Here is a 21227-nt window from a genome sequence, read left to right on the forward strand (position 1 = left end):
CGTACACCTTCGCTATTCTTATTACTCGTTAATAATCTCTTCAAGCCGATCCGGATAGTTAGAGAACATTCCCGTTACGCCCCATTCCAGCACTTTTCTCATGTCGTTTTGCGTATTGACTGTATAAGGATGGACCTCCAACCCAAGTCTTCGAGCTGTTTGAACATAAGACGAATCAATGTTTTGATAGTTTGGGCCTACACCTGTCGCATAATGTCTAATTAACTTCAATTCCCATTCGGCAAGTGAACCATTGAAATTGAAGGATAATAATTGGATCCTCGGTATATCAGAATTTAATTCGCAAATCTTTAGTAAACTATGAGGGTTAAAGGATTGAATAATGACATGTTTATTTTTTATTTTTTCATGAGTTAATAGATCATAGCGGTTAAGGATTTCTATTAAGGTTTTTTCATTGTCTTCATTTAAATCAAACCCCTTCGTTTCGATATAATATTTCTTTTCTACTCCAAAATGTTCAATGATTTCTTCTAAGGTAGGGACTTCTAATCTTTGATAATTATCTTTTGCAAGATGAGGATATGTTTCATTAAACCATGAACCCGCATCAAGTTGCTTTATTTGTTCAAGTGTGTGATTTTTGACGAACCCATTGCCATTTGTAGTTCGATCTAGTGTTGAATCGTGAATGGCAATTAAATGACCATCTTTTGTGACATGTAGATCGATTTCAATATAATCGGCTCCCATTTCATCTGCAAGTTGATAGGCTGTGATCGTATGTTCTGGAGCGTATCCAGAAGCTCCTCGATGAGCGATATTGATAATATCATTTCCATGAGCCCATTCTGGTATTGAAAATAGTAAGATTAGAGTTATAATCATGACGAATTTTAGTTGATTAGTGAAGTTGCTTTTCATTTTTAATACAACCCTTTCTACTTTTTAATATGGACCTATCATAATTAGACACAAATAGACTATATTCCTCTCAATTAGATGTTAATAAAATGTAAACATTGTAAAGTGACATAAATAAAATCTATAGTCATAAGACAAATTCAAATGATCATATTCTATATAGTAATAAATGGAGAGAGAGTGATTGAATGAATAAGAGTCCATTTTCTCAAGTGAAAGCTTACCATCCTTACCGTGGGTTGTATGACCCATGTCCGCCAATTGAAGTGAAATATTACTCGACACCACCTAATCTTTATTTAGGTTTCCAGCCGGCAAACTTACCCCAATATGCACCATTAGAAGCTTTATATAAAGGGACTTTGTGGCCAATATTTTATGATGAATATCCAATGAAGATTGAAGATAACTCCCCACCAAAAGGAGAGTGAAAAAAGATGATGAAACCTTATCCTGAGGAATATTATAAAAATTTAGAAGAAATTCAAGCGATTGATTTTGTCCTAGTTGATTTAACCTTATATTTAGATACACACCCGAAAGATCTTCAAGCTGTTGAACAATTTAACCAGTACGCTAATTATAGTAAACAACTTAAACAACAATTTGAGACACTTTATGGCCCGCTTCAACAATATGGAAATAGTTATTCTGATCGGAATTGGTTTTGGGGTACAGCTCCTTGGCCTTGGCAAGTATGAATATTTCTTGTTTTGTTTGTAGAAAAGAGAGGTGGGGTATGATTCATGTGGTTTTACGAAAAAAAACTTCAATATCCTGTGAAAGTGAGCAGTTGTAATCCGAGACTTGCTAAATTTTTAATTGAACAGTATGGTGGTGCAGATGGAGAGTTAGCAGCCGCCTTACGTTATTTAAATCAACGATATACTATACCTGATAAAGTAGTAGGTTTATTAACAGACATTGGAACAGAAGAATTTGCCCATTTAGAAATGATTGCTACAATGGTGTATAAGTTAACAAAGGATGCTAGTCCTGAACAATTAAAAGAGGCTGGACTTGGAGCTCACTTTGTTATTCATGACAGAGCTTTGTTTTATGCGAATGCTGATGGAGTCCCGTTTTCGGCAACATATGTGCAAGCAAAAGGAGACCCGATCGCTGATTTATATGAAGATATTGCAGCAGAAGAGAAGGCACGTGCGACGTATCAATGGATTATTGATATGTCGGATGATCCAGATTTAAATGATGCCTTAAGTTTCTTACGGGAAAGGGAGATCATTCATTCACAGCGTTTTAGGGAAGCAGTAGAGATCTTAAAAGAAGAACGAGATAAGCAGAAAGTGTTTTGAACTAGAGTGTAATGCTCTAGTTATTTTTATTTTACAAAGTATTCATGCTCAATAATCATATTAAACTATGTTCTAAATAATTAAACTGTAATTGTAAAAATAAACTTTTCAAGAATATACTTAATTTTGGAGGGATTATTGATATTTATTCCAAAAAGTGTTTTAATTAAATTATGTTCTAAATAAACAATACTATAATAAAGAAAATACATAAGAAGGGGAGAGGACCATGCATGAGGGAAAAAAGGACAAGCAGTGGTTTTTTAGTCAAACAACGAGCCTTTTTAAAGCTATACTTGATTACTATGACTGAGCAAGAAAGATTGTACGGATTAAAGTTATTGGAGCACCTAAGAGAAGAATTTAAACCTTATGGATTTAGACCAAATCATTCTGAACTATATAAAGCGCTACATGACTTGATGAATGATGACATATTAAAACAAGTGAAACGTAAGAAAGAGGGAGCAGAGCTACAAGAAGTTGTTTTTTATACATTTGTAAATTATGAAAAAGGAAAAAGATATAAAAAACAATTAAAAGTTGAACTCGAACGTTGTAGAGGCTTAATTGATAAAGCAATTAAGGACAATTTTTAGGGATAGTAAGAAATTCGATATCCATTTCGAAAATAGGCTTCTTCGCTACTTACAGTGTAAAGTAAGTGCTTAAATCTAAACATCTGAAATCAACTCAATTAATAAAAAGGTGTATTCTTCCTTACAGAGCTGGTTTTTCAACTTGTAACAGGTGGAGAATACTGAGCAAGCAATTGAACTCATTCCCTTGTCCGCCTTTGAAAATACTATATGATCATTCTAAATGGCGAAGAGCCGAAAATTGAAAGGAGATAAACTATAATAAGATATGAGTTTATCTCTTTATCTTTATCACAAAGATTTAAAAATTGGCCAACTTCTAAGGTGCTTCCTACAAAGAATCATGGAAGCAATGACAGTTAGTAGACAATGCGTTTCATCGCTAAACAATCGCTTCCGCTTTTTTTATTGTCTAACTTCAGCGCCTACCTACTCGTAAGTTTTCCGACGCACAGGAAGTGCTAGCATTATCGTTGTCCACAGGATGTGACTGTTCTTAGTTGACGTACCTTTACTTTGCGTCGCTAAACAGTCGCTTCCGCTTTTCTTATATAAAACTATTTTTTACAGCGTTAGAGTCAACAACATCTGGATCTGCAACAAAGTTAATGGGGATATAAACAGGGGAAAGGTCACCGGAAGTCTCACCGAATCCTTGGGTTCTCTTGGAAGAGTTGAATTTATCAGCTTGAATGCTTGGTCCTAGATTAATACTACTCTGTTCATCCACTAAGTTTACTTTAAAGCCGATAATATTTAAAATCATTGGACTGAACATTGATTGATCACTCCTTTATTGTATATTTAAAAGAAGGAAGGAGAGTCCACTTCGTCTCGATCATCGACTTTACTTTGAGTACCGATAAACGGTGCGTGATCAGCTAAGTTCTCACCGAAACCCTGGTTTTTTTTTGTTGAGTTTTGAAAATTAGACTGACTAGTTTGCCCGATATTCAAACAAGAAGCATTTTCGATGACATTTATTTTAATCATACAAATATTAATAGTAATAACAGGTGATTGTGCTTCTTTCATTTTGCTCCCCCTGACGTAATTTCGATGTCCTTATGATATGGTATATGTTGATAAAGAGGGTGGTATGAATAATGGATAATGAAAAGCTAATGCAATGGTTAAATCTAGCTAAAAATGTTTATGGATCAGAATTTTGGGAAACTTTGTTTGATGAAGATTTTAATCGCTCTATGCTAAAAAATTCTTACGTTAATCATTCTATTCATCAAGGTATACAATCGTTTCCGTCATACGACGTGATTGAGGAGGATTCATATGTTAATATTTTAATTGACCTACCAGGATTTGATAGGAATGATATTGATTTAACGGCACATAAAACAATGCTTGTTGTTAAAGGGTCAAGGAAATCAAATGATTTACAATTTTATCATAAAGGACGTTTTTATGGTGATTTTGAAAAAAATATTCGTTTGCCTAAGCCTTTAAAAGAGAATCATATGCAAGCAAAAATGATTAATGGTGTATTGTATATCGCATATGCAGTAGAAGAAGAACAAGGTGAAACGATACCAATCGATTAAAAAAGTGGTGTTTAATGTATGAATTGGTTAAATTTTTTTTCGCTGAAACAACCACAGCAGGAGAAGTCGACGAAAGATTTAGAAAATAAAATCGATCATTTAACTGAAAAAATAGAAGAACTCAAACAAAAACAATCTGTTATAGTCGAACAAATAAATGTTGATAAGATCATAATTGAAAAGTATGAACAAAGCAATAATTTTGGACAACTTGGCATTAAACAACTAGAAGGAAAGTTAAATATTGGAGCGACATATTCTTATGATAAAGATGAACTTAAAAAGAGTGAAAAAGAAGAGCAACCCAAGGAACAGGCAAACCAAAAACAGTCAAAAGGAAAAAAACAAACCAATCCTAAAGTCCGTATGAGGAGTCGTAAATAGCCTTATTTACATGTTTCGTAAGGAAAAATAAATAGCGAAATTGGTCAAATGAATCAATTTCATCAACCATAACCTTGTCAAAAAAGATCTCTAAATCTTCAATTTCTGAATGTAAAAACATCTTTGAATATTCTATTTTATATTTCCATTCTGTATATTTATTTTCATATCCGAGGGATAAAAAAGTATTCTTTAATTCTTCATTCGTTATCAATTAAGCTCATCCTCAGTATAGTGGTCTAAATTTATTATTTCCGTGAATAGTATGTTTAAACATTAAGATGAAAGAGAAGGTTGAAAACACCCTTCTCTTTTTTGTGAGATATAATTTCTATCCGTTTAAAATTGCTGCTCCGATGATGACTAGTAAAATGAACAAAACTAAGATTAAAGCATAACCACCGTAACCACAACCTCCATAGGTTGGTCCGCAAGAACCATAACCGTATCTATTATAACCCATGATTTCTTCACCACCTTTGTAATCATAAATTCAAAGAATTTTTAAGTTACTTTTTAAAATTAGGAATCTATAAATTTTAAGAAGGAGGCAGTTATTATATAAATTTAGCTTCCTTCTCATATACTTTATATTGTTAGGATCTTAGTAGTAACCTCCACCAAAGCCACCACAGCATGCACAGCCAACAATGACTAAAAGGACAAATACGACAACTATAAATGCAAATCCTGAACCGTATTCACTCATTTGTAACACCTCCTTTGTCACTATTATTTATATGTTTAGGCTAGCTTGTCTTGATTGGACAATCGCCCTAGAAAAAGGTAGGCGTTCGTGGAGTTTTTCAAAAGAGATTGTCCTTTTTTTGGTATCAAAATATAATACATATTAACAAACCCCCTAATCATTTCGATTAAGGGGTTTTATTTTTTATCTATTTTTAATTAATTTTCAAGTTTTAAAACGACTCGCCCGTTAATGTCTCCTTGAAGCATTCGATCGAATACTTCATTGATTTTATTTAAGGGCTGAGTCTCGATGATTGTTTTTACTTTACCATCAGCTGCAAACTGAAGAGCTTCCTGTAAATCTTTTCGTGTTCCTACAATTGATCCAACGACTTTTACTCCGTTTAAGACTGTGTCGAAGATAGGAAGTGGCATCTCTTCAGGTGGTAAGCCTACTAAAACACAAGTTCCACCTCTTCGAATAGAGCTATAGGCAGATTCAAATGCTGGTTTAGAAACTGCGGTAACAACAGTTGCATGAACACCACCTGTTTTTTGTTTTATCAATGGAGCTGGTTCTTCCTCGTTAGGATTAACAACTAAATCTGCACCTAGCTTTTTTGCCAGTTCAAGTTTATCTTTTCCTAAATCAACAGCGACTACTTTAAGTCCCATTGCCTTAGCATATTGAACAGCTACGTGACCTAAACCACCAACTCCGTAAATCGCTACCCATTCTCCTGGTTTAGCACCTGTAACTTTTAACGCTTTATATGTGGTTACACCTGCACAAAATATAGGGGCTGCTTCTTCATAGGATAAATTTTCTGGGACCTTAACAACATAATGCAGCAGCCTTGCAATAGTCAGCATATCCACCATCGACAGAATATCCGGCATTTTCTTGGCTTTCACATAATGTTTCTTGTCCACTCAAGCAATATTCACAATGTCCACAAGCAGAATAAAGCCAAGGAACACCCACACGATCTCCAATTTTTAAATGTGTAACTCCTTCTCCAATCTCTTCAATGACCCCTACACCTTCATGGCCAGGGATAAGAGGAAGAGTTGGTTTTACAGGCCAATCTCCATGAGCTGCATGTAAGTCAGTGTGACAAACTCCACATGCTTTTATATGTACAAGAACCTCACCAATACCAATGGACGGTTTTTCAACTTCTTTAACGGTTAATTCTTTTTTAAATTCATCAACAACAGCTGCTTTCATTCTTTAGTCCTCCCACTAGTTTTAAAAATGAATGTACGAACAAATATATGAAATAAAGCACTTACACAGCATAATCATACAAAATATAACTAAATGAGTCTGTGATTGAAATCACAAAAAACAAAACACTAACGTCACACCAGTTCTAAAAGAACCCTGTTCTAAATAATAAGTTTTTAAAAATTTCTAAATGAAGCATGAGCGAAAAATGTATTTTTTTACTAAGGGGGGATAAACGTTAAAGAGAATCTATTTACAAGGGGAGAGTTATGAGAGACCTGAAAAAGGACATCTCGAAAATATCGAGGTGCCCTTTTAAACTAATATAGTGAAGAAACTTTTTCTTGAAGTTCTTTGTTTTCTAAATACTCATCATAAGTGGTTTGTTTATCAACCATTCCTTTAGGAGTAAATTCAATGATTCGATTAGCAATTGTTTCAATAAATTGATGGTCATGTGAGGTGAATAACATGGCACCTTTAAAGCTAGTAAGACCGTTATTTAATGCTGTAATTGATTCTAAATCTAAATGGTTTGTTGGATCGTCAAATAATAATACGTTGGAACCACTTAGCATCATTTTTGACAGCATACAACGAACTTTTTCTCCTCCTGAAAGAACGCTAGCTTTTTTAAGAACTTCTTCACCAGAAAAGAGCATTCTACCTAGAAATCCTCTTAAGAAGCTTTCACTTTGATCATTTGGTGAGTATTGCCTTAACCAGTCAACAAGATTCATTTCATTGCGATCGAAGAAAGGACTGTTATCCTTTGGAAAGTGCGATTGAGATGTAGTCACACCCCATTTATACGAACCACTGTCTGGTTCAATTTCACCAGATAATATCTTGAAAAGAGTGGTATATCCAACTTCATTGTCTCCGACGAAAGCAATTTTGTCTTGTTTGTTCATTGTAAAGCTGACATTGTTTAATACTTTAACTCCATCGATTGTTTTTGTTAAACCTTCAACCATTAATACATCATTGCCAATTTCACGCTCTGGTGTAAAGCTTACGAACGGATAACGTCTTGAAGAAGGTCTAATATCATCCAATGTAATTTTATCGAGTAGCTTTTTCCGTGAAGTTGCCTGTTTTGACTTGGAGGCATTTGCACTAAACCTAGCGATAAACGTTTGGAGTTCTTTAATTTTTTCTTCTTTTTTCTTATTTTGGTCCTGCATCATTTTTTGAGCAAGTTGACTTGATTCATACCAAAAGTCATAGTTTCCTACGTAAACTTGGATTTTGCCAAAGTCTAAATCGGCGATATGAGTACAAACCTTATTTAAGAAATGACGGTCATGAGAGACAACAATAACTGTGTTTTCAAAGTTAATTAAAAATTCTTCTAACCACTGAATGGCTTTAATATCTAAGTTGTTCGTAGGCTCGTCCAAAAGGAGAACATCTGGTTTACCAAATAAGGCTTGAGCTAATAGAACCTTTACTTTTTCACTTCCTGTAATGTCCGCCATTTTCTTGGTATGCAGTTCTTCTGAGATTCCAAGACCTTTTAGAAGGATCGCTGCTTCAGATTCGGCTTCCCAGCCGTTCATTTCAGCAAATTCTCCTTCTAATTCGGCAGCTTTGATACCGTCTTCATCAGAAAAATCTGGTTTCATATAAATAGCATCTTTTTCTTGCATGACTTCATAAAGTCGTTTATACCCCATAATGACAGTCTTCAACACTTCGAATTCTTCATATTCATAATGGTTTTGTTTTAAAACAGCTAATCGTTCTCCAGGGGATAAGTGAACATCTCCTGTCTGTGCTTCAATTTCTCCTGATAAGATCTTTAAAAATGTGGATTTTCCTGCTCCGTTTGCACCAATTAACCCGTAGCAATTACCAGGTGTGAACTTAATATTTACATCTTCAAAAAGTTTGCGATCAGCAAATCGTAAACTAACATTTTGTACATTAATCATATTTGATTGATATCCTCCAATTCACAATTTCTATGAAATTATATCATTTCCTTTATTGGAATGCGATAATTGGGTATAATAAAATGAAGTTTATATTTTAGGTACTTATATTATGTAAGTATTTCTGAGGATTTGCGTGAGGAAAAAACGAATTAACAACATGTTTTTACATATAGAGGAGAAATCAAATGCAAACAATTGAAACAGGTAAGACAGCAACATTAAAAGTAGAACGAGAGGTTCCTTTTGGCTATTTTTTAACCAATGAGGAACAAGACGTATTGTTACATGAATCAGAAATAACGGAACCGATTGAAATTGGTCAAGAAATTGACGTTTTTATTTATGTTGATAAACAAGATCGTTTAACAGCTTCAATGAAGATTCCTCAAGTACAAATTGATCAATATGATTGGGCTAGCGTTGTAGAGGTCAGAAGAGGGTTAGGTGTTTTTGTTGATATTGGCATTAATAAAGATATTCTCGTTTCTGAAAGGGACTTACCCGAATTAAAACACTTATGGCCTCAAGAAGGAGATCAGTTGTATATTTGTCTGCGTTCAAATCAGGAAGGAAGGCTTTCCGGAAGATTAGCTACAGAAACGATTATACAAGAGCTAGCTTCTCGTGCTCCTGAATCGTTGATGAATAAACAAATCAAGGGACGAACATATCGAGTGCTGAGAGTGGGAAGTTTTGTGTTCACAGAAATTGGTTTCCGCTGCTTTATCCATCATTCAGAGCAACTAAAAGAACCTAGACTCGGTCAGATGATTGAGGGAAGAGTCATAGACGTTAAAGAAGATGGATCATTAAATGTTTCATTAATTCCCCGAAGTCATGAAAAAATGGACAAGGACTCAGAGACTATATTACGTTACTTGCATTCAAAAAATGGTTCCATGCCGTTTAGTGATAAAAGCGATCCTATTGATATAAAGGAGCAGTTCCAAATGAGTAAAGGCTCATTCAAACGGGCGTTGGGTAAGTTAATGAAAGAAGGAATCATTTATCAAGAGCAAGGGTGGACTCATAAAAAGGAGAACGATTAAGTCGTTTTAAAAGACCTTACCAATGCGGAGAGGTCTTTTAGCTGTCTTTATGTTACTGCCATTGATTCTTTATAAATTTGTCTCTACCAGATTTTTTTCGATCTTCTTTATAACCTTTAGGGTTCTTTTTATAAAACTGTTGATGTTCTTCTTCCGCTTCATAAAAAGTAGAGGCTTCTATAATTTTTGTTTGAATTGGTTTCGTGAATTTTAAGCTTACTTGTTCTTTGCTTCTTTCAGCAAGAATTCGTTGCTTTTCATCATGAAAGAAAATAGCCGTCAAATATTGAGAGCCGCGATCATGAAATTGTCCACCATCATCTGTAGGGTCAATTTGTATCCAATATAACTCTAATAGCTTTTCATATTTGAATAATGAAGGGTCATAGGCAATTTGCACAACTTCATAGTGACCTGTTTGCCCTGTTTTCACTTGCTCATATGTAGGGTTAACTAGCGATCCACCCATATATCCTGAAACAACTCCTTTAATCCCAGGTAATTGATCAAATGGTTGTACCATACACCAAAAACACCCACCTGCAAAAGTGGCAAGCTTAAATTGATTCATTGTTCGTTCTCCTATCAAAAATATTCTTAATGTAGAGTATAAATTGAAGAATGACTTCTTACAAATAGAAAGGTTCGTAATTGTTTTTATGAGTATTTGTTTTGGAATCAAAATAAGGATAATTTACCTGTAGTAAACTTGAAAAGTAAGGTGATTTGTGATATCTTAATGGTGCTAGTTTTTGTTCGGTAAATTTTTAGGTTTGAAATGTTTCGCCTTTGATTACGAAGAACAAGAATAGTAATACACCCGTGCACGTGTTGTGCGCAACAGGAGGAAGAAAGATGTTAACTGGTAAAGTAAAATGGTTCAACTCTGAAAAAGGTTTCGGTTTTATCGAAGTTGAAGGTCAAGATGACGTTTTTGTTCATTATTCTGCTATTCAAGGCGAAGGTTTCAAAACATTAGAAGAAGGTCAAGAAGTGAGCTTTGAAGTAGTTGAAGGTCCTCGTGGTCCTCAAGCTTCTAACCTTCAAAAATAAAAATTTAGATGTATGAAAGACTCCATTTAAAGGGGTCTTTTTTTGTTCAAAATAACTGTTTAAACAACAAATTTTAATCTTGAAGAAATCTAGAGGTGTTCCACAAATATCATTTTTTAAGTGTTATTAAATTCTAGCTCTTTTCAGTAATGAAGAGTATACATTTTTTTATTCTTTCTTTCCGTTCCCCTTACATAACCTCTTTATCATTTCTAAATCCTTTTTTTCATACAATTAGATAACAACCTTTTGAGTGACTAAAAGGTAGGAAACTATACAGAGGGAGGATCTTAGTTATGAGTGAAATACAAAAGAAAGATGAAAGATACGTTTGGCATTCTATGAAACCTTATTCTCCTGAAAAAACCATGGTGGTTGAAAAATCTTCTGGCTCCTGGATTGTTGATACGGAAGGGAATAAATATCTTGATGCAATGGCTGGACTATGGTGTGTAAATATAGGTTATGGAAGAGAGGAGTTGGCGCGGTCAGCATATGAACAGCTTGTTGATATGCCTTATTATCCCTTAAGTCAAAGTCATTTACCTGCCATAAAATTGAGTGAGAAACTAAACCAATACTTAGATGACGATTATATCATCTATTTTTCTAATTCAGGTTCAGAGGCCAACGAGGTTGCTTTTAAAATTGCCAGACAATACTATCAACAAATTGGAGAATATAGTAGATATAAATTTATATCTAGATATAGATCTTACCACGGAAACACAATGGGAGCTTTATCAGCTACAGGGCAAGCACAAAGAAAATATCGATACGAACCATTAACGAATGGATTTATTCATGTACCACCTCCGGATACGTATCGAGATGAAGAGGCTCAAGTTCAAGATCCTCTTCAATTATCTTCAGTAAAAGCCATTGATCAAACGATGACATGGGAATTAAGCGAGACAATTGCTGGAGTGATTATGGAACCGATTATTACAGGCGGAGGGATTTTGGTTCCTCCTGAAGGCTATTTAAAGGCAGTGAAAGAGACATGTGAAAAACATGGAGCGTTGTTGATTGTTGATGAGGTTATTTGCGGATTTGGAAGAACAGGAAAGATGTTTGGGTATAAGCATGGAAACATAAAACCAGATATTATTACTATGGCAAAAGGAATCACCAGTGGATATTTACCTTTAGCAGCAACAGCAGTGAGAAAGGACATCTATAATGCTTTTAAAGGGAAAGAAATGTACGATTGTTTTAGGCATATTAATACTTTTGGAGGAAATCCTGCTGCATGTGCTTTAGCTTTTAAAAATATTGAAATATTAGAGCAAGAATCATTGGTTCAAGAGTCTGCTCGCAAAGGACAAAAGCTACTAGAAGCACTTAAAAAAGAACTGAAGGATGTACAATATGTAGGAGATATAAGAGGAAAGGGTCTGTTAATTGGTATTGAACTTGTTGAGGATAAGATAACAAAAAAACCTTTACCTGTTCATTTTGTCAATGAAATAATAGAAGGATGTAAAAAAGATGGAGTATTAATTGCGAAAAATGGCTTAACAGTAGCTGGTTATAATAATGTTATTGTGCTTTCACCACCATTGAGTATAGAAGACCATGATTTAACATTAATATTGGAAACAGTTAGTGAAAACGTGAAAAAATTAGATCGGTAACCATATAAAAATCCGAATGTTACAGTCTTGTAACTTGCTGGTAGTCGAATTGTTTTAGAAGTGACATAACTATATGATATCCTCGCACTTGTTAGTAAAAAGAAACTAACAAGAGGAGGAATTTACTCATGAAAAAATTTACGTTAATAATGACGATGTTTTTATTAATTCCAGTTCAGCAAGCATTCGCTAAAACTTTACCTATAGATGTTTTTTTCGAAAACGAAGATACAGAACTAGTGAATCCAATTGAAGAATTAAAAAACTCACGAGAAGACCATCCATTAAGAAACGCTGATACAACTAATGAAAAAGAATTAAAGGTAGAAGCAACAGCTTATACAGCTAATTGCAAAGGCTGTTCTGGAATTACAGCAACAGGTGATAATTTAATAGAAAATCCAAATATGAAGGTAATTGCGGTAGACCCTGATGTCATTCCCCTTGGTTCAAAAGTATACGTAGAAGGATATGGAGAAGCGATTGCTAGTGATACAGGTGGAGCAATAGAAGGGAACCGTATTGATATCTTTATCCCATCTAAAGAGGCGGCTTTAGCATTTGGAAGAAAGGATTTAACAGTGACAATTTTAGAATAGAGTGTGAACTACTCACCACTTAGCTAACGTTAGAAGTGGGAGCTTCTCAACTCCACGACGAAAGTAACCTTTCATCTCCTTGAGCGTTACTTCGGACTGAACCAGCCCTAGATGTCTAACGAATGGAGTTCTTTCTATACCTTGATTATTTTACGAGTGGAAGGAAAGCTTGGTTTTCGCAGTTATTTGTCCACTCAACCATATACAATCACTTATCAAAGAACGAATCATAGGAATATTATAACACATTTTGTCTATCGCCAACCGAAATTCATCTCCACCTTATCAATGAGCTTCGCCCTTAACGTTCTTGAAGATGGAGACTTCTTTCGGAAATCGTTAAAAAAGTCCTGAAAAAATTGGAGTCGAATAACTTTGTTGTCTCACTATTACAAGCTCCGACGCCTGTGATCTTTTGAGCAATCGCCTCATTCTTCTCGGTTCTTTTTTCGCTTTTTGAACACGCACTATTAATATAGAGAGGTGTGTTAGTAGAAATATAAAGTTAATAAAAAATCAAAATAGACGGGATAAGTTGATATAGTAAGCAAGAGATGAACGTGTAGATAGTAAATTTCATCAGATGAAATAAGGGTAATAAGATTTGTAACAAAGAAGGAATATCATTGAGGCTTTTGTTGGCTTCTAATGTTTTTATTATTAAACAATATTAGGAGTATGTCCATTCTTAAGAGGGATATATTATAGCAAATAAAAGCTATCTTAAACGGCTTAACTCCATGTCATGTTCACCAACTTTTTGACTTAAGTATTTTTGATTCTCATCCATTCGATCTATTTTAGAATTTACTTCATCGAACTTATCATCCATTTTACTTTCAATCTGTTCAAACCGTTTGTTTGTTTGTTGTTTAAAATCAGCTAAATCCACTTTAATGTTTACTATGTCTACTTTCATATCCGTTATGTCTTCCTTCATGTTCGTTATGTCGTGTTTCATAGTAGTAATATCTTCCTGAGTTTTTGCGATCATTTCAATGATCATATTTAGTTTTTTCTCCATTTGCTTTCCTCCTTATATTTAATTATGAATCATTATATCATTTATTTGAGCAAAAACGACAAATAATTTGATTTTTGAATTTTACTGTATTGAAAGAAGAGTTCAAAATTTACCTAAAAGAACATAGACCGTTATTTCAACGGATCTATGCTCTAACAAGTTTAGTTTTTCCATTTAATGTTGCAACCTAAGCTAGGTTTTTGATCACTTGAGATTGGTTCATTCACTAACAAAGCATCAAGAGCCTTTCTAATTGACTCGCCCGTAACAGGTTTGTTATTTCCTGGTCTAGAATCATCTAACTGCCCTCGGTAAACAGCTACCATATTTTTGTCGAAAATATAGAAATCAGGTGTACAAGCTGCATCATACGCTTTCGCTACTTCTTGTGTTTCATCATAAAGGTAAGGGAAGGGGTAGTTTAATTCTTCCGCTTTTTTCTTCATGTTCTCAGGTGAGTCGTCAGGGTATTGGCTTACATCGTTTGAATTAATTGCAATAAAAGAAACCCCTTTTGTGATATAATCATTTGCTAGTTTAACTAATTCCTCTTGTACGTGGATGACAAAAGGACAATGATTGCAAATGAACATAATAACAGTTGCTTTATCTGACTTCACATCTTCTAATGAGGTTTTTCCACCTGTAGTCGGATTAAATAATTCAAAATTAGGGGCTTTATTACCTAACGGAAACATATTCGATTCTGTTCTTGCCATCTTATTCATCCTCTCCTTATATTTTCATTAAAAGTATAACGAAAAATAAGACTGAAGAGAAATAATCCAGTTTTAGAGGTTGTTCAAAAAGTCATGAAAAATTGCTGTCGAATAACTTTGTTGTCTCGCTATTCCAACCTCCGACGCCAGGATTGGCTAGCACGAGCGTTGTCCCTAGGATGGGGACGTCTTTAGCTCGTGATCCTTCAGTTTGTACACTGTGGTGCTCATAGCTTCGTGGCCTCGTTCTTCTCGGCCCTTTTCCCCCTACTTTTTGAACACGCACTTTTAAAATCTTTATTTTGTTGGTACACTTTCAAATAGGATAATGAATAGTAAAGGATTTTAAATGATGTTAAATATGATAAAAGATTGGCAAACAGCCATTAACATAGAAATTGCTCAATTGAAAAAATATGGACATACAAAATATCGAATCACAAATGGACAGCTAATTAAGTCCGGTGAAATATTTACTTATTATTTTCAAACAACTGCAACGGTGAACATTCCAGTAAAAACGTTTATTACTTTATGTATAGATGAGGTGGAAGAAAAAGCACAACTTTTATCTTCAGAAGGAATAGGTCTCGTGATTGAATCTCCACGATCATTTGGTGAATTTATTCATGAGGGCTATATATCCCATGACCCATGGGAATTATTAGAGGAACTAAATGTTCGACTAGACGAGATAAAAAAGAGTAAGCGTAAACGTTCAAGGGTGAACAGGTTAATGAATCCTTCAGTCAATCTGAGACATCCGATTGAACAAATAAAAGGAAACGTTCATGAATTAGTTTTGCGTTCAAAATATAATCCTATTACCTTTGTATGGGGACCACCTGGAACGGGGAAAACGTATACATTAGCAAGGGTAGCCGCAAACAAATATATAAAAAATAAAAAAGTGTTAATATTATCGCAAAGCAATCAAGCTGTTGACGTATTAATCAATGAAGTAGCTCTGTTTTTATTAAAGAAAGATAAGTTTTTAGAAGGTCATGTCATACGGTATGGTACGAATATGAGTGGGGTTTTATTGAAGGAAGTAACAATTGATCATTTACTCCATAAATCACACCCTTCAATTATTGTAGAAAAAACCAAACTTTCAGAGGAACGAAAGCTTTTAAAGCAAGATTTAACGACATCATTTAGTCAGCGTGATACTCACGATCTGTTAACAATAGAAGAAAAGCTTACTAAACTAACTGAAAAAATCAGACGAAAAGAAGAACATTTAATAAAAGACGCTAAAGTCATCGCCACTACATTGGCAAAAGCAGCCACTGATCCTCTCATTTATGAGCAAACCTTTGATTTAGTGATCGTGGATGAAGCAAGTATGGCTTACGTTCCGCAAATCGCTTTTGCTTCTTCACTTGGAAAAAGAATGATTGTGTGTGGGGATTTTAAGCAGTTACCACCAATTGCAGCTACTAGACATCCATTAGTAGAAAAGTGGTTAAAAGAAGATGTTTTTCATAGGTGTGGAGTGGTCGGAGAAAAACTTCACCCTCAATTGTTTCTATTAAGAGAGCAACGAAGAATGCATCCTGCTATTTCGGCATTTACAAATAAATATATTTATGAATCACGAGTGGTCGATCATCCATGTACAACGCAACGGGTTGAATTAAGTATGAAGAAACCTTTTCAACATCACGCTTCGATTTTGTTGAGTTCTATAGGAAGTGGATCATACTGCCTAACAGATAATTCTTCTGGATCTAGAATTAACATATGGAATCTCCTCCTTTCTTTCCAAGTGATTCAAGAGGCTTACGTAAATGGTTTTCGTTCGATTGGATACGTAACACCATATAGAGCTCAAGCTTCTTTAATGAATGGTTTGTTGAAAGAAATTTTTCTTGAACAATCGATTGAAGCAAATATTGTTGCAGCAACCGTTCATCGTTTTCAAGGAAGTGAACGCGATGTGATGGTTTTTGATTCGGTTGATAGCTATCCTCAAGGAAGAGCAGGTTATTTGCTAACAGGTCCCAATAGTGAGCGCTTACTAAATGTAGCGATGACCAGAACAAGAGGAAAGTTTGTTCATGTTTGTGATCAAAATTTTTTTAAAGCTCGAACTAAACGAGGCAAGAAGATTAACCAGCTGATTGAGCACCAACAAACGTTTGACCGAGTTGTTAATCATCAAGAGATAGGACATTGGATCAAACATCATCATGATCATATTCAATGGAAACACGCACTTAATAAAGAAGCAGTCATAAAAGACTTAACAAAGGTAAAAAAACAAATTGTGATAGGGTATGAGGGTGAGGCTCTTTCTAGGGAATGGACTAACATTTTAACCAAATATCAGGACAAGTTAACCATTTACTTTAAATCTGAAATAAAGAATCTTAAACCTACTCAACTTTTTGAAGAAATTGCTCCGTTTTCTTTCATTAATATTGATAACAAAATACTCTGGATTGGTCAGCCATTTGATAAAACTAAATGTATTGAACCACCTTTTGTAGCGATCCGTATTGAAGCACCTAGTTTTATTCAACAGTTTATGGGGATGCTAGGTTGTTCGTTTTAAATATTTCACTTATTGAAAAAGGATTTAAGGAGAATTTTTCTTAGTTAATATAGCTCGCTAGCTTCTTCTTATTTCTAAGTCTTTTTTTTAAAAAATGATTCGTAATGCCAAGTGTTCATTCAATTGAAAAAGGGGGACTCCATTTAAGGATAAATGGTTTATTCTTTCTTGATTCTCAGAAGGAACAAACCATTTTTTGTAATTATAACTTTTTCTTTAATTGATTTCTTTCATGGTTTAACAGCCATTCTTTTCTCCACAATCCTCCAGCATAACCTGTAAGTTTGCCATTTGCTCCAATGATTCGATGGCAAGGAACGATAATACTAAGTTGGTTTTTACTATTAGCAGTGCCTACAGCTCGGACCGCTTTTTCATTCCCAATCACTGCGGCAATGTCTTTATAGGAAGAAGTTTTTGCATATGGAATCGAGGTTAATGCGTTCCAAACTTCTTTTTGAAAGGTGGTTCCTGTAGCCAAGGATGGGATGTTAAATTCCATTCTTTGACCATTAAAATATTCATCTAGTTGCTTATAGCATTCTTTTATGACATTAGGTGTTTCCCCATTGATTTTATTTTGAATTTCCGTTTTGTCAGAAAATAAAATTGAAAAGATGACCTCATTGGATCCACCTATTTCAATCATTCCAATAGGTGATTTGTAATCAACCATATACTGTTTACACATATAATGACCTCCATAAATAAAAAGTGGCATAGGCTTCCCATCCTTGCCAGCGAGCCGCAAATTCCTTTATTTCGCTAATACTTGGCTTTTGATCAAGATTCAAAACAGATTTTAGCGCATTGTGTAATCCAACGTCTGAAATTGGAAATGCATTCAAATGGTGCAAACTTTTCATCATTACGTAATCTGCTGTCCAGGCCCCAACACCTCTTATTTTCGTTAACCTCTCTTTTGTTTGATCATAATCTCCTATATCTATTAACTCTTCCTTTGATAATTCCCCGCTTGTCATCTGTTTTGCTATTCCGATGATATACTCCGCTTTACGAGTGGAAAATTGAAGAGATGTTAAATCATCTATTCGCAAGGTTGAAATCCTGTCATACGAAGGAAAAAGCCAAAAAGGATGCCCTTCATCAGTTAAACTTTCTCCAAATTGCTCAACTAATCGTTTCTTTAACGTATAAGCAAAGGTTAAATTAATTTGCTGTCCAATGATTGCCCAAGAAAGTGCTTCAAATAAATCTGGAATACCAATAATCCGTAGTCCTTTATAATTAGGTGCTACCTTTGATAGGACCGGGTCTGTATTGGCCATTTGATAAAAGGGATCTAGGTCTGTATTAAAGTCAAACCAGTCCCATATATAGCTTGCAACTTTCTTACGGACAGATATCGACGGTTGATGTATGGGGAAATCAACTCTTACTCCTTGTTTACAAGCTTTTATCTTCAATAAAAGCAGATCTTCTTCTATTTTAAGTAACTTATATAAACATCCATCTATTATTTGATGTAACACTTCTTGATTAGATCTGTTTAAAAAAAACAAACACTCATCAAAATTAAAGTCGTTTGATGGATAAATTTCAATATACGTTTGTTCGTCTTTCCATGTCATCGGAGAACCTCCTAACCCGAAGACTCATTAAAAATAGTTTATCAAAAAATGAATGTGGTTTCTTCTTTATTCTTGCTTTTCTATTTTGTCAATAATAGCAAACGAGGTGAAAAGGTAGGGTGTGTTGTTGTAAGAGTTGTGATAAACTAGGACTATTAACAAATAAAGGGGAAAAATCAGGAGTAGACTATTAGAGTATAAAGATGGTGAGTTTGCCTAGTTAGAATGGGGTGAATGAAATATGCAATACATATCCATTATCAATATGAAGATTGCTGATCATGAAGTACCAAATCTCAGGGAACAAGTCATAGACAAAGAGTGAAAATCATGAATACCCATCTAAATCACTATTTTGAAACAATCCTAATATCTGAGGAAGTAGGGACTCGTAAACCAGATAAACAGATATTTGAATTTGCATTGAATATGTTAAATATAAAACCGGAAGATGCATTTTTTGTTGGAGATGACATCATAAAGGATATTGGTGGTTGCCAATCAGTTGATATAAAGGGCATATGGTTTAATCCTTATAAAATGAAAAATAACACTGCAATAAAACCATATGCCGAGATCGATTCTTTAGGAAAATTATTTAATTATCTTATCTAGAATTGAAAATTTCAACAAATAGTTGTTAACAAACTATCTCTCTTATTTTTCCAACCATTTTAAAATTGCTTGGTTTGTTTCTTCTGGTTTTTCTTGTTGAATCCAATGACCGCAATCTAGATTTACTACTTCAACATTGGGAACGAACTCTGCTAGATTACCAGACTTCGCCACTATGTCTCGATCACCATAGATCATGAGTGTAGGTTGTTGAATTATAGGATCCACATCTGATAATAAATGCCAATTTCGATCAAAGTTTCTGTACCAGTTTATACTTCCCGTGAAACCGGATGATTCGAAGGAAGAGATAAAAACAGCCATTTCGCTTTCACTCATTAAGGGTTCACCCAATGGTGTGTATACTTTGGCGAGATTGACCAAGTTTACCCCCATCCCTGGCTTAGGCGCTCTGATTGGTGTATTCTTCCTGTACATATTACGAAGAAACTGGGATGTATTTTCTTCGAATATAGTATCTGCTTCGCCCGGATTTCGATTGAAGTTGACAATATAGTGGTCAGGTCCTAGCATTTCTTCCATGACCTCTACCCAAGGTTTTTCCCCTCTAGCAAGGTAAGGTACACTTAAGTTGATCACTTTATTTACTCGACTTGGATGTAATAAGGTCAGTCCCCAAACGACAATAGCACCCCAATCATGCCCAACAAAAATGGCATCTTCGTATCCGTAGTGATCTAGAAGTGCCACTAAATCAGCCGCCAAGTGTTCAATATCATAATCAGTAACTTCACTCGGTTTGGATGAATTGCCATAACCTCGTTGATTTGGGGCGATGACATGATAGCCTGCTTCGACAAGGACGGGTACCTGATGGCGCCAAGAAAAGGCATGTTCTGGCCAACCATGACAGAGCACGATAGGATTTCCTCTATTTTGTTGACCTGCTTCGAAAACTTCGAGTTCCACATCATTGACTGAAATAAGGGTAGGTTTAGGAAAAGCAATTTCATGAATCATCATATTTCCTCCTTGTTTTATTTTTCTAATCTATTACATTACAAAGTATTTAACCTTTTTTAACCTAGTAAAGACTTTGTAAATTTGAAATCGTTCTTAAGGGGCTCCCAATCTGTATATAGTGAGGAATTGAAATTTCTGATACTTGCATATCAAATCCAGCTATATGAATGGGTTCTTCTGAGTTCTTAAGTTCATCAATGTAGTTGAGTAGATTTAATACGTTGTCGGTATGCCATTGTGGTATAAGGCTATTCTTCATTGCTGTTCTAGGTCCAACCTCATCTAGTTTTTCATTTGTGATCCCAACCTCTGCTAATCCACTTTCAAACGCAACCACATTGTAATCCATTTCCTCATGCAAAAACTTTATTAATCTACTTTTTATTAAGCTGTATTCAGAAACGCCATGTGAACTCTCACCGAGCATGACTACTCTTTTATCTTTTAACACTTCCTTTACAAAATGCAAATCACTATAATCTGAACTTTGTAAATCAATGGATTTAATCTCATTTGCAGTTTCATTGTGATCTACTTTTTCTTCGATTTTACAACTTGATAAAACGAGAGGGAGAGCGAGTAAGATAATGGCGATTTTAATTCGATTCATGAAATTCCTCCATATGTAATATGGTTTACATACAATATATCACATTTAATATAAAAAGACCCTGTTTATATACAGAATATTTAGTGAAAAGACTATGATTATAAATGAATAATAGATCAAGTTATAAAATATAAATCTTCCTATATTACTCTATATGTTTTACCGCGCATAATATCTCTTA

The 21227-nt window shown here is 34.6% G+C and carries 24 protein-coding genes and 3 pseudogenes; 12 read left to right on the top strand and 15 right to left on the bottom strand.

Annotation, left to right across the window (positions count from 1 at the left end):
- Positions 1 to 21: 21 nt before the first annotated feature.
- Positions 22 to 885 (bottom strand): glycerophosphodiester phosphodiesterase, encoded by an 864-nt coding sequence (locus tag LC087_RS03990; protein WP_226539593.1) that lies wholly within the window; start codon positions 883 to 885, stop codon positions 22 to 24.
- Positions 886 to 1073: 188 nt separating this feature from the next.
- On the opposite strand from LC087_RS03990, the gene LC087_RS03995 reads away from it, so the two are divergent.
- The 4 genes from LC087_RS03995 (at position 1074) to LC087_RS04010 (ending at position 2800) form a co-directional block, all read left to right on the top strand.
- Entirely contained in the window at positions 1074 to 1316 is a 243-nt protein-coding gene (locus LC087_RS03995; protein WP_226539592.1) for a spore coat associated protein CotJA, read from the top strand.
- A gap of 9 nt (positions 1317 to 1325) precedes the next feature.
- A complete protein-coding gene (locus LC087_RS04000; RefSeq protein ID WP_226539795.1) occupies positions 1326 to 1586 on the top strand; it encodes a spore coat protein CotJB in 261 nt (86 codons plus the stop codon).
- Positions 1587 to 1631: 45 nt separating this feature from the next.
- Complete coding sequence (locus tag LC087_RS04005) at positions 1632 to 2201, top strand: manganese catalase family protein (RefSeq protein WP_226539591.1); 570 nt, start codon at positions 1632 to 1634, stop codon at positions 2199 to 2201.
- A 233-nt stretch (positions 2202 to 2434) separates the two neighbouring features.
- Positions 2435 to 2800 (top strand): replication termination protein, encoded by a 366-nt coding sequence (locus LC087_RS04010; RefSeq protein ID WP_226539590.1) that lies wholly within the window; start codon positions 2435 to 2437, stop codon positions 2798 to 2800.
- Positions 2801 to 3347: 547 nt separating this feature from the next.
- On the opposite strand, the gene LC087_RS04015 is transcribed toward LC087_RS04010, so the two are convergent.
- Together LC087_RS04015 and LC087_RS04020 are read right to left on the bottom strand one after the other, a co-directional pair.
- Positions 3348 to 3578: a hypothetical protein gene (locus LC087_RS04015; protein WP_226539589.1), complete on the bottom strand. Its 231-nt coding sequence runs from the start codon at positions 3576 to 3578 to the stop codon at positions 3348 to 3350.
- Positions 3579 to 3604: 26 nt separating this feature from the next.
- Positions 3605 to 3835 carry a hypothetical protein gene (locus tag LC087_RS04020; protein WP_226539588.1) on the bottom strand — a complete coding sequence of 77 codons (231 nt, stop codon included), beginning with the start codon at positions 3833 to 3835 and terminating at the stop codon, positions 3605 to 3607.
- A 71-nt stretch (positions 3836 to 3906) separates the two neighbouring features.
- Here LC087_RS04020 and LC087_RS04025 point away from each other — a divergent pair, with 71 nt between their 5' ends.
- Together LC087_RS04025 and LC087_RS04030 are read left to right on the top strand one after the other, a co-directional pair.
- Entirely contained in the window at positions 3907 to 4359 is a 453-nt protein-coding gene (locus LC087_RS04025; RefSeq protein WP_226539587.1) for an Hsp20/alpha crystallin family protein, read from the top strand.
- A gap of 18 nt (positions 4360 to 4377) precedes the next feature.
- Positions 4378 to 4743, top strand: coding sequence for an exonuclease/endonuclease/phosphatase family protein (locus LC087_RS04030; protein WP_226539586.1), 366 nt, complete (start codon positions 4378 to 4380; stop codon positions 4741 to 4743).
- Here LC087_RS04030 and LC087_RS04035 read toward each other — a convergent pair.
- From LC087_RS04035 to LC087_RS04055, 5 genes and pseudogenes are all read right to left on the bottom strand, one after another.
- Positions 4715 to 4957 (bottom strand): hypothetical protein, encoded by a 243-nt coding sequence (locus tag LC087_RS04035; protein ID WP_226539585.1) that lies wholly within the window; start codon positions 4955 to 4957, stop codon positions 4715 to 4717. The two genes, LC087_RS04030 and LC087_RS04035, sit on opposite strands and share 29 nt — an antisense overlap.
- Before the next feature lie 117 nt (positions 4958 to 5074).
- The gene (locus LC087_RS04040) at positions 5075 to 5206 is read right to left on the bottom strand and encodes a YjcZ family sporulation protein (protein ID WP_226539584.1); all 132 of its coding nucleotides are present in this window, start codon (positions 5204 to 5206) and stop codon (positions 5075 to 5077) included.
- A gap of 141 nt (positions 5207 to 5347) precedes the next feature.
- A complete protein-coding gene (locus LC087_RS04045; protein WP_226539583.1) occupies positions 5348 to 5452 on the bottom strand; it encodes a YjcZ family sporulation protein in 105 nt (34 codons plus the stop codon).
- Between the two features lie 197 nt (positions 5453 to 5649).
- Positions 5650 to 6664 (bottom strand): annotated as a pseudogene (gene adhP / locus LC087_RS04050) (alcohol dehydrogenase AdhP).
- Between the two features lie 320 nt (positions 6665 to 6984).
- Entirely contained in the window at positions 6985 to 8601 is a 1617-nt protein-coding gene (locus LC087_RS04055) for an ABC-F family ATP-binding cassette domain-containing protein (protein ID WP_226539580.1), read from the bottom strand.
- A 188-nt stretch (positions 8602 to 8789) separates the two neighbouring features.
- Between LC087_RS04055 and LC087_RS04060 the strand changes: the two genes are divergently transcribed.
- The gene (locus LC087_RS04060) at positions 8790 to 9653 is read left to right on the top strand and encodes a CvfB family protein (RefSeq protein ID WP_226539579.1); all 864 of its coding nucleotides are present in this window, start codon (positions 8790 to 8792) and stop codon (positions 9651 to 9653) included.
- Between the two features lie 52 nt (positions 9654 to 9705).
- Here the strand turns inward: LC087_RS04060 and msrA are convergent, their stop codons facing one another.
- Complete coding sequence (gene msrA / locus LC087_RS04065; RefSeq protein ID WP_226539578.1) at positions 9706 to 10224, bottom strand: peptide-methionine (S)-S-oxide reductase MsrA; 519 nt, start codon at positions 10222 to 10224, stop codon at positions 9706 to 9708.
- A gap of 284 nt (positions 10225 to 10508) precedes the next feature.
- Here msrA and LC087_RS04070 point away from each other — a divergent pair, with 284 nt between their 5' ends.
- The 3 genes and pseudogenes from LC087_RS04070 to LC087_RS04080 form a co-directional block, all read left to right on the top strand.
- A complete protein-coding gene (locus LC087_RS04070; RefSeq protein WP_226539577.1) occupies positions 10509 to 10706 on the top strand; it encodes a cold-shock protein in 198 nt (65 codons plus the stop codon).
- Between the two features lie 296 nt (positions 10707 to 11002).
- Positions 11003 to 12343 (top strand): aspartate aminotransferase family protein, encoded by a 1341-nt coding sequence (locus tag LC087_RS04075; RefSeq protein WP_226539576.1) that lies wholly within the window; start codon positions 11003 to 11005, stop codon positions 12341 to 12343.
- Positions 12344 to 12660: 317 nt separating this feature from the next.
- Positions 12661 to 12942: pseudogene (locus LC087_RS04080) on the top strand (3D domain-containing protein); the annotation flags it as partial.
- 718 nt (positions 12943 to 13660) lie between these two features.
- Here the strand turns inward: LC087_RS04080 and LC087_RS04085 are convergent.
- The gene (locus LC087_RS04085; RefSeq protein WP_226539575.1) at positions 13661 to 13966 is read right to left on the bottom strand and encodes a hypothetical protein; all 306 of its coding nucleotides are present in this window, start codon (positions 13964 to 13966) and stop codon (positions 13661 to 13663) included.
- A 161-nt stretch (positions 13967 to 14127) separates the two neighbouring features.
- Positions 14128 to 14685 (bottom strand): thioredoxin family protein, encoded by a 558-nt coding sequence (locus LC087_RS04090; RefSeq protein WP_226539574.1) that lies wholly within the window; start codon positions 14683 to 14685, stop codon positions 14128 to 14130.
- Positions 14686 to 15037: 352 nt separating this feature from the next.
- Here LC087_RS04090 and LC087_RS04095 point away from each other — a divergent pair, with 352 nt between their 5' ends.
- Positions 15038 to 17245 carry a DEAD/DEAH box helicase gene (locus LC087_RS04095; RefSeq protein WP_371932650.1) on the top strand — a complete coding sequence of 736 codons (2208 nt, stop codon included), beginning with the start codon at positions 15038 to 15040 and terminating at the stop codon, positions 17243 to 17245.
- 202 nt (positions 17246 to 17447) lie between these two features.
- On the opposite strand, the gene LC087_RS04100 is transcribed toward LC087_RS04095, so the two are convergent.
- Positions 17448 to 17936 (bottom strand): methylated-DNA--[protein]-cysteine S-methyltransferase, encoded by a 489-nt coding sequence (locus tag LC087_RS04100; protein ID WP_226539571.1) that lies wholly within the window; start codon positions 17934 to 17936, stop codon positions 17448 to 17450.
- Positions 17929 to 18837: a DNA-3-methyladenine glycosylase family protein gene (locus LC087_RS04105; protein ID WP_226539570.1), complete on the bottom strand. Its 909-nt coding sequence runs from the start codon at positions 18835 to 18837 to the stop codon at positions 17929 to 17931. Before LC087_RS04105 ends, LC087_RS04100 begins: the two co-directional genes overlap by 8 nt.
- A gap of 312 nt (positions 18838 to 19149) precedes the next feature.
- Between LC087_RS04105 and LC087_RS04110 the strand changes: the two are divergent.
- Positions 19150 to 19452 (top strand): annotated as a pseudogene (locus tag LC087_RS04110) (HAD family hydrolase); the annotation flags it as partial.
- Between the two features lie 42 nt (positions 19453 to 19494).
- Here the strand turns inward: LC087_RS04110 and LC087_RS04115 are convergent.
- Both LC087_RS04115 and LC087_RS04120 read right to left on the bottom strand, forming a co-directional pair.
- Positions 19495 to 20433, bottom strand: a complete 939-nt coding sequence (locus tag LC087_RS04115; protein ID WP_226539569.1) for an alpha/beta fold hydrolase — start codon at positions 20431 to 20433, stop codon at positions 19495 to 19497.
- Between the two features lie 64 nt (positions 20434 to 20497).
- Positions 20498 to 21046, bottom strand: a complete 549-nt coding sequence (locus tag LC087_RS04120; protein ID WP_226539568.1) for a TraB/GumN family protein — start codon at positions 21044 to 21046, stop codon at positions 20498 to 20500.
- Positions 21047 to 21227: the final 181 nt, after the last annotated feature.

It is taken from the genome of Bacillus carboniphilus (assembly GCF_020524035.2).
Taxonomy (GTDB): domain Bacteria; phylum Bacillota; class Bacilli; order Bacillales; family JAIVKR01; genus Bacillus_CC.

Coding starts and splice junctions, on each gene's coding strand:
- LC087_RS04040 (WP_226539584.1), bottom strand. CDS start 5,206: ATGGGTTATAATAGATACGGTTATGGTTCTTGCGGACCAACCTATGGA.
- LC087_RS04055 (WP_226539580.1), bottom strand. CDS start 8,601: ATGATTAATGTACAAAATGTTAGTTTACGATTTGCTGATCGCAAACTT.
- LC087_RS04090 (WP_226539574.1), bottom strand. CDS start 14,685: ATGGCAAGAACAGAATCGAATATGTTTCCGTTAGGTAATAAAGCCCCT.
- LC087_RS04025 (WP_226539587.1), top strand. CDS start 3,907: ATGGATAATGAAAAGCTAATGCAATGGTTAAATCTAGCTAAAAATGTT.
- LC087_RS04100 (WP_226539571.1), bottom strand. CDS start 17,936: ATGTGTAAACAGTATATGGTTGATTACAAATCACCTATTGGAATGATT.
- LC087_RS04030 (WP_226539586.1), top strand. CDS start 4,378: ATGAATTGGTTAAATTTTTTTTCGCTGAAACAACCACAGCAGGAGAAG.
- LC087_RS04020 (WP_226539588.1), bottom strand. CDS start 3,835: ATGAAAGAAGCACAATCACCTGTTATTACTATTAATATTTGTATGATT.
- LC087_RS04105 (WP_226539570.1), bottom strand. CDS start 18,837: ATGACATGGAAAGACGAACAAACGTATATTGAAATTTATCCATCAAAC.
- LC087_RS03995 (WP_226539592.1), top strand. CDS start 1,074: ATGAATAAGAGTCCATTTTCTCAAGTGAAAGCTTACCATCCTTACCGT.
- LC087_RS04060 (WP_226539579.1), top strand. CDS start 8,790: ATGCAAACAATTGAAACAGGTAAGACAGCAACATTAAAAGTAGAACGA.
- msrA (WP_226539578.1), bottom strand. CDS start 10,224: ATGAATCAATTTAAGCTTGCCACTTTTGCAGGTGGGTGTTTTTGGTGT.
- LC087_RS04095 (WP_371932650.1), top strand. CDS start 15,038: ATGTTAAATATGATAAAAGATTGGCAAACAGCCATTAACATAGAAATT.
- LC087_RS04115 (WP_226539569.1), bottom strand. CDS start 20,433: ATGATTCATGAAATTGCTTTTCCTAAACCTACCCTTATTTCAGTCAAT.
- LC087_RS04120 (WP_226539568.1), bottom strand. CDS start 21,046: ATGAATCGAATTAAAATCGCCATTATCTTACTCGCTCTCCCTCTCGTT.
- LC087_RS04085 (WP_226539575.1), bottom strand. CDS start 13,966: ATGGAGAAAAAACTAAATATGATCATTGAAATGATCGCAAAAACTCAG.
- LC087_RS04070 (WP_226539577.1), top strand. CDS start 10,509: ATGTTAACTGGTAAAGTAAAATGGTTCAACTCTGAAAAAGGTTTCGGT.
- LC087_RS04015 (WP_226539589.1), bottom strand. CDS start 3,578: ATGTTCAGTCCAATGATTTTAAATATTATCGGCTTTAAAGTAAACTTA.
- LC087_RS03990 (WP_226539593.1), bottom strand. CDS start 885: ATGAAAAGCAACTTCACTAATCAACTAAAATTCGTCATGATTATAACT.
- LC087_RS04075 (WP_226539576.1), top strand. CDS start 11,003: ATGAGTGAAATACAAAAGAAAGATGAAAGATACGTTTGGCATTCTATG.
- LC087_RS04010 (WP_226539590.1), top strand. CDS start 2,435: ATGAGGGAAAAAAGGACAAGCAGTGGTTTTTTAGTCAAACAACGAGCC.
- LC087_RS04000 (WP_226539795.1), top strand. CDS start 1,326: ATGAAACCTTATCCTGAGGAATATTATAAAAATTTAGAAGAAATTCAA.
- LC087_RS04045 (WP_226539583.1), bottom strand. CDS start 5,452: ATGAGTGAATACGGTTCAGGATTTGCATTTATAGTTGTCGTATTTGTC.
- LC087_RS04005 (WP_226539591.1), top strand. CDS start 1,632: ATGTGGTTTTACGAAAAAAAACTTCAATATCCTGTGAAAGTGAGCAGT.